12 protein-coding genes are annotated in these 15,795 nt (G+C 61.6%); 7 read left to right on the plus strand and 5 right to left on the minus strand.

Going from position 1 to position 15,795, the window contains the following annotated elements; genetic code table 11:
• From AAFM29_RS00905 to AAFM29_RS00915, 3 genes are all read right to left on the minus strand, one after another.
• A partial coding sequence (locus AAFM29_RS00905; RefSeq protein ID WP_341710935.1) for a TonB-dependent receptor plug domain-containing protein occupies positions 1-1,118 on the minus strand: 1,118 nt, incomplete at its 3' end.
• Between the two features lie 243 nt (positions 1,119-1,361).
• On the minus strand, positions 1,362-4,043 hold the full coding sequence (locus tag AAFM29_RS00910) for a TonB-dependent receptor domain-containing protein (RefSeq protein ID WP_341710936.1): 2,682 nt from the start codon (positions 4,041-4,043) through the stop codon (positions 1,362-1,364).
• A 192-nt stretch (positions 4,044-4,235) separates the two neighbouring features.
• Positions 4,236-4,709, minus strand: a complete 474-nt coding sequence (locus AAFM29_RS00915) for an Lrp/AsnC family transcriptional regulator (RefSeq protein WP_341710937.1) — start codon at positions 4,707-4,709, stop codon at positions 4,236-4,238.
• A gap of 127 nt (positions 4,710-4,836) precedes the next feature.
• Between AAFM29_RS00915 and ald the strand changes: the two genes are divergently transcribed.
• The 3 genes from ald (at position 4,837) to AAFM29_RS00930 (ending at position 9,573) form a co-directional block, all read left to right on the plus strand.
• The gene (ald, locus tag AAFM29_RS00920) at positions 4,837-5,952 is read left to right on the plus strand and encodes an alanine dehydrogenase (RefSeq protein WP_341710938.1); all 1,116 of its coding nucleotides are present in this window, start codon (positions 4,837-4,839) and stop codon (positions 5,950-5,952) included.
• 125 nt (positions 5,953-6,077) lie between these two features.
• Positions 6,078-7,739, plus strand: a complete 1,662-nt coding sequence (locus tag AAFM29_RS00925; RefSeq protein WP_341710939.1) for a diguanylate cyclase — start codon at positions 6,078-6,080, stop codon at positions 7,737-7,739.
• A gap of 97 nt (positions 7,740-7,836) precedes the next feature.
• Positions 7,837-9,573, plus strand: coding sequence for a diguanylate cyclase (locus AAFM29_RS00930; RefSeq protein WP_341710940.1), 1,737 nt, complete (start codon positions 7,837-7,839; stop codon positions 9,571-9,573).
• A gap of 9 nt (positions 9,574-9,582) precedes the next feature.
• On the opposite strand, the gene AAFM29_RS00935 is transcribed toward AAFM29_RS00930, so the two are convergent.
• Together AAFM29_RS00935 and AAFM29_RS00940 are read right to left on the minus strand one after the other, a co-directional pair.
• On the minus strand, positions 9,583-9,972 hold the full coding sequence (locus AAFM29_RS00935) for an acyl-CoA thioesterase (RefSeq protein ID WP_341710941.1): 390 nt from the start codon (positions 9,970-9,972) through the stop codon (positions 9,583-9,585).
• 16 nt (positions 9,973-9,988) lie between these two features.
• Positions 9,989-12,088 (minus strand): S9 family peptidase, encoded by a 2,100-nt coding sequence (locus tag AAFM29_RS00940; protein ID WP_341711000.1) that lies wholly within the window; start codon positions 12,086-12,088, stop codon positions 9,989-9,991.
• A gap of 139 nt (positions 12,089-12,227) precedes the next feature.
• On the opposite strand from AAFM29_RS00940, the gene AAFM29_RS00945 reads away from it, so the two are divergent.
• The 4 genes from AAFM29_RS00945 (at position 12,228) to AAFM29_RS00960 (ending at position 15,765) form a co-directional block, all read left to right on the plus strand.
• Positions 12,228-14,030, plus strand: coding sequence for an aminopeptidase P family protein (locus AAFM29_RS00945; protein ID WP_341710942.1), 1,803 nt, complete (start codon positions 12,228-12,230; stop codon positions 14,028-14,030).
• A gap of 60 nt (positions 14,031-14,090) precedes the next feature.
• Positions 14,091-14,486: a VOC family protein gene (locus AAFM29_RS00950; RefSeq protein ID WP_341710943.1), complete on the plus strand. Its 396-nt coding sequence runs from the start codon at positions 14,091-14,093 to the stop codon at positions 14,484-14,486.
• Entirely contained in the window at positions 14,486-14,884 is a 399-nt protein-coding gene (locus AAFM29_RS00955) for a cupin (protein WP_341710944.1), read from the plus strand. The genes AAFM29_RS00950 and AAFM29_RS00955 overlap by 1 nt, the downstream gene beginning before the upstream one ends.
• Before the next feature lie 188 nt (positions 14,885-15,072).
• Positions 15,073-15,765: a hypothetical protein gene (locus tag AAFM29_RS00960; RefSeq protein ID WP_341710945.1), complete on the plus strand. Its 693-nt coding sequence runs from the start codon at positions 15,073-15,075 to the stop codon at positions 15,763-15,765.
• Positions 15,766-15,795: the final 30 nt, after the last annotated feature.

The raw sequence follows: 15,795 nt of genomic DNA on the forward strand, positions 1-15,795 counted from the left end.
GCATCGGGTCCGATGAAGAGCGGCAAGAAGGCCGCCTGGTTCTTCGAGTTGCGGCGGTTGTAAACGAACCGCGTACGCAGATTGATCGAGTCTGAAACCTCGATCTTGGTGCTGAGCCAGGCGCCATAGCGTTCTGATGGCGTCACCAGCAGGTTGAAGGGTGCGAAGTTGAAGCGATCCGCGTTGGTGAAAGCGCGGAAATCGCCTCCGACCAGCGTGGGATCGTAGACACCGCGGGTCGTCAGCGGCGAGTTGCGCACGGTAACGCTACCGCCTGCGGGCAGCGAAGGGTTGCCCGGGTTGAACACAATACGCCCGCCCAGCGTGCCCGACGAACAACCGCCGACCGCATCGGTACAGCTGGTCTGGCCAGGGTTCGGGAATTGCGTCAACGCACGGTCGGCGGTGAGAATTTGCTTCTGATCCACGTAGTCGGCACCAAAGACGACTTCGATGCCGGGACCACGCGTGCCGTAGCTCACGCTCAGTTCGGTCGTCTCGCCATCGCCTTCCGCCAGGTATTGGCCGTATTTGGCCGAGGCCTGGAGGCCGTCCTGGCGGCTCTTGGTGATGATGTTGACGACGCCGGCAATCGCGTCGGAGCCGTAAAGCGGCGACTGGCCGGACTGAAGGACTTCGATCCGCTGGATCATACCCTGCGGAATCGAGTTAAGGTCGATGGTCGATGGAATGCCGCTGGCTGCAGTCGCCGGGACGTAACGAAGACCGTCGACCAGGACGAGTGTGCGCTTGGCCAGCAAATAGCGCAGGTCGATTTCGGCGGTACCTGCGCCGACACCGCCGCCATCCTGCGGGTTGCCAATGTTACCCGAGTTGTTCACGCGCGTGTTGAGGCCGCCAGCTGCGCTCGGCAGGCGCTGAAGGATGTCGGCGACCGACGAAAGGCCGGACTGCTGCAAGGCGCCCTGATCGAGCGTCACAACCGGCGACGGATTGTCGAGCGGGTCGCGGCGGATTCTCGAGCCGGTTACGACGATGGCTTCGGAGGGTTCCTGGGTTTCGACAGCGTCAGCCCCAGCGTCTTGCGCTTGGGCTGCGACAGGAACGGTGAGCGCAAGCACAGAGGTGCTGGCCGCAAGAATGAGGGTACGACGCATCGGGTCTTTCCTTTGACTATGGTGACCATAGAATCGCGCGTAACTGCCATTCCGCACAGCGAAAAATGTGCAGGCACTTCTCAAAATTTACAGTTGTAACAATTTCGTCACAGCCGGTCATTCGGCCGATCATGCCGAATTTCGAAGGCACCCACTGGACAGGCTTGCCTGCCAATATCGGCAGGCAAAAGGAAAGGGCGGGAGATTTGCTCCCCCGCCCTTACGTTTTCATGAGTTAGGCGATCAGTACTTCACGCGAATGCGGGCGTACCAGAAACCACCGTTGATCCCGAACGGGCCACCCGGGCGCGGATAGACCGAGCCGTTGGAGATGCTACCGGTGGAGTCATAGATCGGGTTGTTGATCGTTGCCGCGATCTTGTCGGGATAGGTATTGAACAGATTGTTCGCACCCAACGTGAGCGTGTATTTCTCAGCGAAGGTATAGCTCACATCGAGGTCAGTGATGAACTTGGCACCGAAATGCTGGCCATCAATGATTGCGCCGGTTGAGAGGTTGCCCTCACGGATCGGGTAATCGTTCGAATCCCGCCATTCGCCATAGTAGCTCTCGCGCAGATTGACCGACCACGGTCCAGACGACCAGTTGGCTGCGAAAGTGGCCCGATGGTTCGGGGCGAGGTACTTGATATCGATCAGCTGGGTCGGCCCGATGACGCCAGGATCGAAGTCGGTCACCTTGCTCTTGTTGTAGTTATAGGCGAGCGTCATGTTGAGATCGCCATCGGCCAGCCCGGTGCGATAGGTCGCCACCAGATCGACGCCCCGGGTCCGCGTATCGAACCCATTGGTGAAGTACTGGACCGACCCACCTTCGCCAACGCCGGCCAGCGACGGAAGTGCTACGATATCGGCGGCAGTGACGTTGAAGGTCTGCGAGATACCGATACGGTCGCGGACCTTGATCGAGTAGGCGTCAACCGTGACGGTAAAGTTGCTGGTCGGCTCGAGCACGAAGCCGGCACCAAAGTTCGTTGATTCTTCGGGGCCAAGAGTTGTCGCACCGAAATACTGCGCGATGTCGCTGGTCACCGGATAGGTGCCCACCTGGACCTGGTTGCCCTGGATGAAGGTGGTGGTCAGCACCTGCACGTTGTTCTGGCCCGGCGAAGGAGCGTGGAACCCAGTGCCCGCAGTGGCGCGGATGGCGAGAATGTCCGACAGTTCGAGGCGCGCATTGACCTTGCCCACGGTCGTGCTGCCGAAGTTCTCGTAGTGTTCGTAACGGCCGGCAACGCCCATCGAGAAGCGTTCGGTAATGTCACCTTCAAGGCCGACATAGAAGCCGTAGCTCTTTTCGCTGCTCTTGCCGGCAAAGGTGGGGCTGGTGCCGCCATAACCGCTTGCAGCCGGAGGCAGGGTAACGGTCGAGTCGAAGGCATAGACCCCGCCGCCCTGGTCAACATAGAGGTTCTGAACCGCATAGGGGCCCGCGCCATAGGACTGTGGGTCGCCTTCGGTGGCTTCATATTCCTCGCGCCGGAATTCGGCGCCACCCGACAAGGTCAGTGGGCTGGCTAGCCCGAAGTCGAGCGGATAGGTCATGTCGAGGTTCAGGTTGATTTCGCGCTGGATCAGCGTGCCGAACTCGAATTCGGTCTGCGTGTCAGGGCCGTAGGATGGCGCCAGCGAATTATACATCGACAGGTTGAGTGACTGGCGCGCAAGCGAACCCGAAACATCATAGGTGAAGCCCGAATCCATTTCACCGCGGACACCCGCCACGCCGATGGCCTGCTTGGTCACACCCACGAAACGCGGTGTGAAACCGGCCGGGTACAGTTCGGTGAAGTTGAAAACATTACTATCCTTGACCCAGCCACCCGATGGGCAGGTGGCGCTACCCGTTGGGCATGGGGTCAGATAAATCGGGTGACGGAATGCCGAGTTGGCACTCAGCGTACCCGTGGTATTGTTCGTACCATCGAAGCGGGTTGCCGTGGTCGTGACCGCTTCACGATAGTTGAAGCTCTGGTCCGCCTTGGATCGTGCGAGGTTGCCGAACAGGTAGAACGTCGCATTGGGCGACAGTTCGATCTCGCTGTTGAGGATGAATTTCCAGCCATGCGATGGTGACGTACCCCAAATCTGCACAGGGCCCGGATAATTGGGCAACTGGTCGGCGAGATTGGGGAATTGGTTGGCGAAGTTGACTGCCGAGGGGCGTTGCACGCCGCGGCTGGTGCCATTGGTGTCCGAATATTCGCCGGCGAGCGAAATGAAGCCGGCATCGCCCAGGGCCACGCCGCCATAGCCAGCGACCTGCCAGGTCTCACCGTCGCCGCCATTGTCGTAATTCTGGCCGTAAAGCCCCTGCGCCTCGAAACCGATATCGTCACGCAGGCCGTAGTTGAGCACGCCGCCGATGGCGTCAGAACCGTATTGGGCCGTTGCGCCGTCGCGCAGCACCTGCAAATTGCCTACCGCGATCGCCGGGATCGATGAAATATCGGCACCCTGAGAACCAAAGGACAGCGCGGTGTCGCCACCGGTATAGACCTGCACCAGGGCCGAACGGTTGAAGCGCTTGCCATTGAGCATGACGAGGATGTTGTCAGCTGGCAGACCGCGCAGCGATGGTGCGCGCACGAAGGTGGAGGCGTCGGAAATGGTGTTCTGCGGCACGAAGAACGACGGAACGATGTTCTTCACGACATCGAGCATGTTCGCCGCGGGCTGCTGCTGAAGCTCGGCCGCATCGATAACGTCGACAGGCGAAGCGGAATCGGTCGCGCTGCGGTCGGTACGGCGCGTCCCGAGGACGACGATCGATCCCGATGGGGTTTCGTCGGCACTTGTTTCGGCATCCTGAGCCATCGCGACATCGGCGCTCGCAATCGCGCAAACCGCCGTTGCTCCTACCAGCAATGCCTTGATTGAAGTCTGGGTAACCCGCTTGTTCATCGTTCCCTCCGTCTTGCTACCGACATGCAGGAGATGCAGCCTTGCGAGGCTTCTCCCGCCCTTGACCCTTAGCGTCTGCATACGAAACGACAGGTTCGGTGCAAGGCGCCCCAGTGCATACCGAGAATATTGCGTAAGAATCGGGTTTTTTGGCAACAATCGAAAAATTCGACGGCTGACCGGAAAACCCCCTCAAGCGGGGCTGGAACAGCGCGCGATGGGATAGCCTCGCCATGTCTTGATGTTGCGGATCGTGAAGCTCGAGCGCATCGAGGAAACGCCGGGTAAACGCGCAAGGCAATCGCGATGGATTGCGTCAAACTGGGCGAGATCCGCTGCGGCGACCCGCAACAGATAGTCGGCATTGCCGGACATCAGGTTGCAATCGAGGATATCGTCGAAGTCGCGCACCGCATCCTCGAACCGGTCCATGACCTCTCGGCTTTGGCTGGTCAGGGTAATCTCCACGAATACGACCAGGCTCAATCCCAGCTTGCGCGGATCGAGCCGCGCACCATAGCCGGAAATGATCCCGGCCTGCTCCAGTGCCCGTATCCTGCGGTGGCAGGCAGATGGTGAAAGAGCGGCCCGCTCGGCCAATTGCGCGATGGATTGAGTCGAGTCACTCTGCAGCGCCTCGAGCAGCTTGATGTCAGCGCGATCCATCGAATGATTTCCCAAAAAATAACAGAAAATCGGAAAATATCACCAATCCTACCCGCCGGGAAGGTCAAATGAGGCAAAAATTCTCGCGCTGATGAGAGTATGTTTGGCGCAATAGAGGAGAACCCCCATGCGCATTGGCTGCCCCAAGGAAATCAAGAACCACGAATATCGCGTCGGCCTCACCCCAGAGAGTGCTCGCGAACTGGTAAACCACGGTCACGAGGTCTGGATCGAAACCCAGGCGGGCGCAGGGATCGGTGCGACCGATGCGCAATATGTCGCCGCTGGCGCCAAGGTCGTTGATGGCCCCGAGGTGATCTTCGCCGAATGCGAAATGGTGGTGAAGGTCAAGGAACCCCAGGCGGTAGAACGTGCCCGGCTCCGCGAAGGCCAAATCCTCTATACCTACCTCCACCTGGCCCCCGATCCGGAACAGACCAAGGAACTGCTTGCGAGCGGCGTGACCGGGATCGCCTATGAAACCGTTACGGGCCCCGGCGGCACACTGCCGCTGCTCAAGCCGATGAGCCAGGTGGCGGGCCGCATGAGCGTGCAGGCCGGCGCCACTGCGCTCGAAAAGGCCCAGGGCGGCCGCGGCGTGCTGCTCGGCGGCGTTCCGGGCGTAATGCCGGGTAAGGTTACCGTGATCGGTGGCGGCGTTGTTGGCTTCAACGCCGCGCAAATGGCAGCCGGCCTGGGTGCGGATGTCACCATCCTCGATCGCAGCCCCGAAGTGCTCGAACGCGTCGGCACGCATTTCGAAAGCCGCGCCAAGACCCGCTTCTCCAATGCCGCCAACCTGTATGAATCGGTTTGTGAGGCAGACCTCGTCATCGGCGCGGTGCTGATCCCTGGCGCTGCGGCGCCCAAGCTGGTCAGCCGTGATATGCTGAAGGACATGCAGAAGGGTGCAGTGCTCGTCGATGTTGCAATCGACCAGGGCGGTTGCTTTGAAACCTCGCACCCGACCACCCATGCAGATCCAACTTACGTGATCGACGATATCGTCCACTATTGCGTGGCCAACATGCCGGGCGCCGTGGCGCGCACCAGCACCTATGCGCTCAACAACGTTACCCTGCCACACGCCCTGCGCATTGCGCAGCTCGGGTGGAAGGAAGCGTTGCGTAGCGACCCGCATCTGGCCGAAGGCCTCAACGTCCACGGTGGCGAAGTGACTTACGAGGCAGTCGCCAAGGAACTCGGGTACGCTTACCGCCCGGTCACCGACCTGCTTGGCTGATACAAGGCGTTACCAGGGGTTTACCGCCTGCGAACCTTTCCCGGTTAAACGCCGGTGTGATGTGGGTTGGTACATTCCGTTGTCTGTTCGGAGCCCTGTTGCTTGCGCTGTGCATCCTTCCGGGGGTGCAGGCGCAAGCCGCAGGGCATTCGCCGGTAGGTGAACGCTGTGGTGTCACGCTTGATGCCGTCCCCGCCGCCGGTGATCTGCCGCAAATCTCCGATTGGCACTGCCCGGCACGCTTCGATGTCGCCCCTGAAAAGGCGCAGATCATCCGGTTCGACCTGATCGACCGCAATGATCGCGCCCAATTGCGCTACGCCATTTCCCGCAAGGCGGATTTCGAGCGGCTGACCTTCGTTGCGCAGGATGTGGACGGCGCACAGCGCGTAACCAGCAACAACTTCGCCGATGGCCAGCAGGCCTATCTGGAGCGCCAGTTTTCACTGCCCCTGCCGAAAATCACCACGGAAACACACTACCTCTTCGCCATCATGACCGGTGGCAAGGAAACCATGCCGCTCGATTACCTCAGGCTGGAACCCCGGCTGCCGGGTTCGACCCCAGCAGAGCGCAATGCCTTGCTCCTCTATGCCCTGGTTATCGGCATCCTCATCATGCCGATCCTGATCGATCTGGGTGTCTTCTACGTTCTGCGCGACCGCTTCAGCCTGATGCACGCGGGTATGGTCGGCAGCACGCTGATTCACCTGGTCACCGTATCCGGCCTCAATCTGCCGTTCTTCGCGCTCAGCCTGCCGATGGCACGGTTCCTGGGCGTGGCCAGCTTCGGGGCCATCGTCATTGGCGCCAGCCTGTTCACCGAGTCATTCCTCGAGCGCGAGCATCTCTCAAAACGTGGACGCGCCATTTTCTACGGGCATGCAATTCTGGTCGCGATCGCTACTGCCGTCCACGCACCCCAATTTCATGCGCTTGGCCGTTTTCCGGCGGATTTCTTCTACGTGACCTGCCTTGCCGGTAGCCCATATTTTATCTGGGCGATCGCCAAGGCCTGGCGAGAAGGCAGTCGATCCGCCCGCTTCCTGGCCATCGGTTTCGCCCCCCTGATCATGGTGGGGGCGATCCGCACGAGCAGCCACCTGATCCCGGGCATGCCCACCTACGACGCCGGCACGCTCTTCCTGCTCGGTGGCGCACTTGAAGTCATGGCGACGACCCTCGGTGTGGCCGACCGCTTCCTGTCGCTGCGTCGCGAACGGGACCGGATGCTCACCGAAGCGCAGGCGCTCGCATTGCAGGCGCGGCGCGACCCCCTGACAGGAGCACTCAACCGTCGCGCCATAACGCAGGACTTCGACAGGCTTGTGAGCGAAGGCTACACGTCCTTCATGCTGGTCGATCTCGATCGGTTCAAATCGATCAATGATGAATATGGCCACACCATCGGGGACCGGGTCCTGCAGCTGACAGCGAATGCGTTAAGCGCCGATCCCGCCAGCAAGCTGGTCCGCATGGGCGGCGAAGAGTTTCTCCTGCTGCTGCATGGCAGCGACGCCTGCCACCGCGCCGAGGCACGCCGAAGGGCCATCACCGCAAGAGTACTGAAGGAGTTGGACGGCCTGGAACGGCCTGTTACAGCCAGCGCCGGCTTCCTCGACTTTAGCGCCGTGGCAAGCGAAGCCGATCTCGATTTCGCCATGCTTTACACCAGGGTAGACCAGTTGCTCTACTCGGCCAAATGCGAAGGTCGGAATCGAACGATCTACGATACCCTCGAATTATTCGATCCCAAACTCGACGCGGACGGCTCAGTAGCTGCCTAGGCAAGCTGCTGGCCTGTCCAAGAAATCGTAACCGAACCGTAACCCGTCCTTAAGTCCTTTGCCCTATCGGGGCGGCATGGGGTGGTTAACGGTGACCGTGGCGCGTCGCGCCCTGGCTGCGGCCATGCTCGCTATTCTGGCGAGCTTGGGATTGTTCGCCCTGCCCGCAGCGGCTGCTGAATTCAAACCTGGTTCGATCTGCCACACGGCCGGCCCCACCTCACTCGATCACGTCGTGATCGAAGGCCATCCCGAACGCTGGATCTGTCAGGACTCCGAATACGACTGGAAGAAACCCAGGCAACTGGTGCGGATCGACCTGCGCGACCGCAGCGTAGATCAACCGAACCCGCGCTTCGCCGAACTTGACCGGCACGAATTCGACCACCTGGCCGTCATCGTCAAAGGTCTCGACGGTTCGAGCGCCACCCGCAACTACGCTTTCAACGAGACCAGCCTGGGCTTCTCAAGCCTCCGCTCGATCATCTCGCTGCCCGAGATTCAGGAACAGGCCGCTTCGGTCGTCTTTGTAATCGACGGAACGAAGTGGCCTGAAGCCTTTGCCAATGCTGAGCTCGTCGAGAACGCATCGATGCCGCCGCTGGCAGGCTATGCCCATTTGCTCGCGGCGCTGATCTGCGGCCTGCTGCTCGCCCCGATGCTGTTCGACTTCGGCTATTATCGAGCACTGCGCGAGCCATTCCCGCTGTTCCACGCGCTGTTCTGTCTCATGGCCTTCGTCCAGACGGCTGCCGTCTCTGGCCTGATCCCGCTGCTCACCCCGATCGGCTTCGAGACCGAATTGTTGATCACCTATTTCAGCGTCGACATCATGATCGCGGCGACCATGCTGTTCGCCAGCAATTTCATCGAGCCTGAATTCTTCTGTCGGCGAAAGCGCCTGCTCCTCATGGGGATCGCTGTCGGTGCCCTGACCATCGGATCGCTGACGACCTTCCGGCCCGATCTGTTCGCCCGCTGGATCGATCATGCCTATTTCGGCACTTACATGATCCTGCTGGGCGGATACTTCCATGTGCTATGGAGCTGCTGGCGGATGGGCAGCCGAATGGCACCCTATCTGATCTTCGGATTTGCGCCATTCGCGGGGATCATGCTGATCCAGTTCACGACCACTGTCGTCTCGCCCAACGCGTATGGCTTTGACGAAACCTGGCCGCAGAACCTCGCGCTGCTATTCGAAGTGGTGGCAACGGCGCTTGCCGTGGCTGACCGTTTCATCTCGATCAAGCGCGAGCGCGACCAGGCCGTCAGCGAAGCGCGTTCGCTCGAAGTACTGAGCGAACGGGACGAGCTAACCGGCCTGTTCAATCGCCGCGCGCTGACCACGCGGTATGCCGACCTCGTGGCCGAAGGCTTCCATGCCATGGCGTTGCTCGACATCGACCACTTCAAGGAGATCAACGATCTGCATGGCCACCCGGTTGGCGACGAGGTGCTCAAATGCATGGCCGAAGCCCTGACCGTAGGTAGTGACGAGGATGCACAGGTCTTCCGCATCGGTGGCGAGGAATTCCTGCTGCTCTTGCGCGGAAACGATGCACGCCAGCGCGCTGAGGCGCGGCGCCGCGCATTGACCGCACGCACCTTCGCCATGATGGAAGGGCTCGAACGGCCGGTCACGGCGAGCATGGGTTTCCTCGATTTCGGGGCCGTAAGCGCAGAACCCGGCGTCGATTTCGGCACGCTGTACACGCGGGCCGATCAATTGCTTTATGCCGCCAAATGCGCTGGTCGGAACCGGACGATGGACGACCGGCTCGAGCTGTTCATTCCCGAGGATGAAGCGGGCGGGGCCATTGCCGCCGCCTGAGCTGCAGGCTCAGGCAAACGGTTCAAGCAATTCCGCCCGGACCCGCACCAGCCGCCCGGTTTCGCGATCGAGCATGGCCCAGGTCGTCGCCGCGGACACGATAATCTTGCCGTCTCCGTTGCGAAAATCGACCCGTCGAACTGAGGTTGCCCCGCGCGGCGCACCCTCGATCCAGGTTTCACCCGTGACGGCCTCTCCCTCGTCGATATTGCCGCGATAATCGATCTCGTGACGGGTCACGACCCAGAAATAGCTCTCGAGATCCTTGGGGCGGGCTACCGAATCCCAATGCGCGGTTGCCACGTCCTGGATCCACTGCACCCAGACGGCATTGTTGACGTGCCCGAGCTCGTCGATGTGTTCAGGCGCGGCCACGAATGTGCGATTGAAGCGCTTCATTGCGGTGCCGTCCCTATCATTCGGCCAGGCCGAGCTGCCAGAGCACGAATGCAACTTCTTCGGCCGTCTCGCGGATGGATTCGAACCGGCCTGACTTCCCGCCATGACCCGCGCCCATATTGGTCTTGAGCAGCAGTTCGTTGCCGTCTGTTTTGGACTCGCGCAATTTGGCGACCCACTTTGCCGGCTCCCAATAGGTCACGCGAGGGTCGTTGAGCCCGGCGGTCACCAGCATCGGCGGATAATCCTGCGCTGCCACCTGGTCATAAGGCGAATAGGCGAGGATCTGCGCGAAGGCGCGTTTGGAGGTGATCGGATTGCCCCATTCGGGCCATTCGCCCGGGGTCAGCGGCAGATCACCGTCGAGCATGGTTGCAAGCACGTCGACGAAGGGGACATGCGCCACCACCGCACCCCATAGCTCGGGATCGGTATTGGCGACGACGCCCATCAATTCGCCTCCAGCCGAACCGCCGGAGATGCTGATGCGACCCTTGGCGGTGTAACCCTTTGCTACCAGACCCTTGGCCACATCAACGAAGTCGTTGAAGGTATTGGTCCGCTCTTCGAGTTTGCCGGCCAGGTACCATTTGCGCCCCAGGTCGTCGCCGCCGCGGATATGGGCGATGGCATAGGCAAAGCCGCGATCGACCAGGCTCAACCGCGTGGTCGAAAAACCCGGCGGCACGGCATAGCCGTACGCACCATAGGCATAGAGGTGCAGTGGCCCGCCCGGCTTGCGATCCTTGCGCATGACTACGCTGACCGGAACCTTGGTCCCGTCGCGCGCCTCGATCTCGAGCCGTTCGGTGACATAGAGCGAGGGGTCGTAACCGCTCGGGATCTCCTGCTGCTTGAGCAGCTCGAGCTCTCCGCTGGCGACGTGATAGTCATAGACCGAATCCGGTGTGACCATGCTTTGGTACGACAGCCGCAACTTGTCCTGATGGTATTCGGGATTGTTGGTCAGGCCGGTAGTGTAGCTCGGCTCGGCGAAGGCGATCGGCTTGACCAGGCTGGGGTCCTCGTAGGAACGGAGCTGGATCTGGTCGAGGCCATTGAGCCGCCCCTCGGTCACATAGAAATCGCGGTAGAGTTCGAAGCCGTCGAGATAGAATTCATCCGAACCCTCGATCAGCGTGGTCCATTCCCCCGGATTGGCGAGAGACGCGGTGGCGAGGCGGAAATTGACGTGATCGTCGTTGGCGTGGATCCACACCACCCCGTCGCGCAGGTCGACGTCATATTCGACGCCTTTCTGGCGCGGCTTCACCAAGATCGGCTTTGCAGTCGGTTCGTTTGCGGGGGCAAGGTGCACCTCGGATGTTTCGTTGTCACCGGTACCGATGATCAGCCAATCTTCTTGCGCCGACAATGCCGCGCCGACCTGAAACGAATCGTCTTTCTCAAGGTAGACGAGGCGATCTTCGCTTTGCGGCGTACCAAGTCGGTGCACCATGAGGCGGTCAACACGCCAGCTGTCATTGACCAAGCCGTAGACAAGCTGCGTCCCGTCGGGAGTGAAGACGAGATTGCCCAATGTACCCTCTATGGCATCATCGCCCCAAGGTGCTCGCACATCAACGATCTCCTCGCTGGGCGGGATCTGATTGCCGAGGCTCTTGAAACGAACACGAAAACGCTCCGATCCGCTGCCATCGAACGAATAGGCGAGAATATTGCCGTCCCGGCTCACGGTGAAGGCGCCCAGGCGGAAGTATTCCAGCCCTTCGGCCAGCGCATTCTCATCGAGGATCAGCTGTGGATCGCCGTCGCCAATGGGCTTGCGGTAATATTTGCGATACTCCGCGCCCTCTTCGAATTCCGACCAATAGAGCCAGTCGCCCCGGCGCTGCGGGACGGTCGAATCGTCTTCCTTGATGCGCGCCCGCATCTCCTTGAACAGCGCATCCACCAGCGGTTTGTGCGGTTCCATCCGCATTTCGAACCAGGCGTTCTCCGCCTCGAGATGGGCCAGCACATCCTTATCGGTCACCTCGGGATAGCCGGGATCGCGCAGCCAGGCATAGGGATCAGCGATGGTGATCCCGTGATGCGAATAGGAAAACTCACGCTTTTCGGCCTTGGGCGGGGCGGCAGGGCGGCTCGTCGAAATGGGACAACTCCTTGTCGGGGGAACGGGTGGAAATGGGTGCCAGAGCGGCCTAAGTGGGGCGCATGACTATGCGCGCCAAGGGTGCGCGGCAAGCGCCGGGAAGCGAAACCACCGGCGCACAGGACAAAAGGACCCCGCGATGTTGATGCAAACCCACGAAGCCCGGCTCGACGGATTGCGCAAGGAGCTGGCGAAACGCGGACTGGACGGCTTCGTCATTCCGATCTCGGACGAACATATGAGCGAATATGTCGGCTCCTACGCCCAGCGGCTCAAATGGCTGACCGGCTTCGGCGGGAGCGCAGGCAGCGCCGTGGTGCTCAAGGACAAGGCGGCGATGTTCACCGACGGCCGCTATACCGTGCAGGTGCGCGATCAGGTCGACGGCAAGCTGTACGATTATGAGGATGTCCCCGCGACCAGCCCCGCCAAGTGGATCGCCGAACATGCCGCCCAAGGGTCGCGGATCGGCTATGATGCCTGGCTCCACGGGATCGATTGGGCCGAAACGGCCGGCAAGCAATTTGCCAAGAAGGGGATCGAGCTGGTTCCGGTCGACGGAAATCCGATCGACGCCATCTGGGGCGACCGCCCGCAACCATCGCTCAACGTCGCGACGCCGCATGACGAGAAGCTGGCAGGCCGATCGAGCGCGGAAAAGCGCGCCGAGGTGGCCGACTGGCTCAAGCGCGAAGGCTATGACGCAACCGTCATCACCGCGCTCGATTCGGTCGCCTGGCTGCTCAACATGCGCGGCACCGATGTCGACAACACACCTGTTGCGCTGTCCTATGTCCTGGCCCACGCCGATGGCACGGCAGAGCTCTTCATCGCGCCCGAGAAGGTAACGCCCGAGCTTGCCCAGCACCTCGGCAATGCCGTGACCGTGCGCCCGCGCGACCAGTTCCTCCCGGCGTTGGCCAGCTTCGCCGGGAAGACGGTCGCGGTCGACCCACAACACGCGGTGGCGGGGATCTTCCACGCCCTGGAAACGGGCGGTGCCAAGGTCGTGCGCGAAGGCGATCCTACCGTCTTGCCCAAAGCCATCAAGAACGCCGCGGAGCAGCGGGGCCAGCGCGATGCGCAGGCACGCGACGGAGCGGCGGTCGTCCGCTTCCTGCGCTGGCTTGAGATCGAAGCACCCAAGGGCGGGATCGACGAGCTCACTGCCGCAGCCAAGCTGCTCGCTTTCCGGCAGGCAGGCGGCGTGCTGCGCGATTGTTCCTTCGACACGATCAGCGCAGCCGGACCACACGCCGCCCTGCCGCACTACAAGGTCGACGAGGACAGCAATATCCCGATCCCACCTTCCTCGATCTATCTAGTCGATTCAGGCGGGCAATATGCCGACGGCACCACCGACATCACCCGCACCGTGTGGGTCGGACCGGGCCAGCCGACGGCGGAGATGGTCGAGCGCAATACGCGCGTGCTCAAGGGGCACATCCAGCTTGCCATGCAGACCTTTCCCCAGGGTACGACCGGCGGCGCGCTCGACGCACTGGCGCGGATGCACCTGTGGGCCGGCGGGGTCGATTTCAATCACGGCACCGGCCATGGCGTCGGCAGCTATCTCTCGGTGCACGAAGGGCCGCAACGAATTGCCAAGCCCAACGGGCCCTATCCGGGCAGCGGAACCGAACTGCGCGCAGGGATGATCCTTTCGAACGAGCCCGGCTATTACAAGGCAGGCCATTACGGCATCCGGATCGAGAACCTCGTGCTGGTGGTCCCGGCGCAGATCGAGAGCGAAGGCGACTACCTCGCCTTCGAGACGCTGACGTTCGTACCGCTCGACCGCAAGCTGGTCGACAAGCGCATGCTGTCCGAAGCCGAAATCGGCTGGTGGAACCGCTATCACGCCAAGGTCCACGAGATTCTCGCCCCACAACTCGAAGGTGAAGACCTGGCCTGGCTCACCCGCGAATGCGCACCCTTGTAGCTCCGAGGTTGTTCTTGTAATGTTCCAATTAACGCGAGTCGCGTCACAAGGAGCAGGAACATGATCGGATACGTCACCCTCGGTACCAATGACCTCGCGCGCGCCGCGAAATTCTATGACCTCATCACCGGTGAGCTGGGGATCGGCCGGATGATGGAATTCGACACCTTCATCGCTTGGGGCGAACCCGGCGGCGGGGCCGGTATCGGCCTGACCAAGCCATTCGACGGCAATCCAGCAACGGTCGGCAACGGCGTGATGGTGGCTTTCGAGGCGAAGGATCGCGACCAGGTCCAGCGGATCTATGACATCGCTCTCGCCAATGGCGGCACCGACGAAGGCGCGCCCGGCCCGCGTGGGGAGCCTGACGCGAACGGCATGGTCTTCTACGCCGGCTATTTCCGCGATCCCGACGGCAACAAGCTCAACGCCTTCCTGATGGACAAGGTGTCCTGATGGACCGCCCGCGTCGATTGGCCGAAAGCTTCGTGCATCTCGGCCTCGGCGCGACGGTCGTGCCGCAGCCGCCTTTCGACGGGATGGCGTGGTACGAAGCCTATGGCGCTCGTCACGGCGGGGACGGGCGCGAAGGGCGGCTGGTCAGCCAGCATACCTTTTCCGAAGACTGGCCAAGCTGGGAGATGCACCCCCACGGTGACGAACTGGTGGTATGCACTGCCGGGCGGATGGAACTGACGCAGGAATTCCCGGACGGGCATCGCGCCACGATTATGCTCGAAGCCGGCGACTATGCGATCAACCCACCCGGGGTCTGGCATATCGCGGACATCGCCGACTGCGCGACCGCAATCTTCATCACTGCCGGTGAAGGCACGGAGCACCGCCCACGCTGATTGGCTTGCGCCCCGCTGAACGACTGTCATCCAGCATTACAAGCTGATACAATTCGTCAGCCAGCCGGGATAATACTGCGACATTGAGGGCATAGTGAAGGCACACGAGCTGCGGCGGGTACCTGGTCTCCCTCCCCCCACAAACCCGACCGCCGCAGCTCACCCGATCGAAGATACGGAGTGTAGCAATGCGAAAGACTTACCTAGGCATCTCGGTTGCCGCCCTGGCCCTGACCGGTGCCACCGTCGCCCTCGCCCAGCACGGCGAACGTCACAACCCCGACACGAATGGTGACGGCACCATCACCCTTGCGGAGATGCAGGCCCATGGTGCGGAGATGTTTGCCAGGATGGACGCCAATGGCGACGGCGTGCTCGACGAAGCCGATCGCGGTGCCCATGGCTCTGACATGTTCGCCAAGGCGGATACCAACGGTGATGGCGAACTGAGTCCGGACGAACTGAAGGCGGCGCACGTGGCGCGCATGGAACACCGCGAGGCGCGCCGCGCCGAACGGACCGAGCAGCGCGAAGGCCGGATGGCGGAACATTTCGCCAAGGCCGATACCGACAAGAGCGGCGGCCTGTCGCAGGACGAACTGCGCACCATGCACGAAACACGCGGCGAACACCGGGAAGGCAAGCGCCGACATGGCGGCGAACATCGCGGCGGCGGCGGTGCCAAGATGATGATGCACATGGCCGATACCGATGGCGACAAGGCGATTACCCGCGCAGAGTTCGACAATGCGATCGCTACGCACTTCGCCAAGATGGATGCTGACGGTGACGGCTCGGTTTCGCAAGCGGAGCGCGAGGCCGCACACAAGGCGATGCGCGAGCGGATGCGCGAACATCACGGGGCGCACAGCGATAACTGATACCGGCAATCAGCCGTTGACCGCCTGGCA

Source organism: Erythrobacter sp., assembly GCF_038133525.1.
In the GTDB taxonomy this organism is placed as follows: domain Bacteria; phylum Pseudomonadota; class Alphaproteobacteria; order Sphingomonadales; family Sphingomonadaceae; genus Qipengyuania.

Coding starts and splice junctions, on each gene's coding strand:
- AAFM29_RS00910 (WP_341710936.1), bottom strand. CDS start 4,043: ATGAACAAGCGGGTTACCCAGACTTCAATCAAGGCATTGCTGGTAGGA.
- AAFM29_RS00915 (WP_341710937.1), bottom strand. CDS start 4,709: ATGGATCGCGCTGACATCAAGCTGCTCGAGGCGCTGCAGAGTGACTCG.
- ald (WP_341710938.1), top strand. CDS start 4,837: ATGCGCATTGGCTGCCCCAAGGAAATCAAGAACCACGAATATCGCGTC.
- AAFM29_RS00935 (WP_341710941.1), bottom strand. CDS start 9,972: ATGAAGCGCTTCAATCGCACATTCGTGGCCGCGCCTGAACACATCGAC.
- AAFM29_RS00945 (WP_341710942.1), top strand. CDS start 12,228: ATGTTGATGCAAACCCACGAAGCCCGGCTCGACGGATTGCGCAAGGAG.
- AAFM29_RS00950 (WP_341710943.1), top strand. CDS start 14,091: ATGATCGGATACGTCACCCTCGGTACCAATGACCTCGCGCGCGCCGCG.
- AAFM29_RS00955 (WP_341710944.1), top strand. CDS start 14,486: ATGGACCGCCCGCGTCGATTGGCCGAAAGCTTCGTGCATCTCGGCCTC.
- AAFM29_RS00960 (WP_341710945.1), top strand. CDS start 15,073: ATGCGAAAGACTTACCTAGGCATCTCGGTTGCCGCCCTGGCCCTGACC.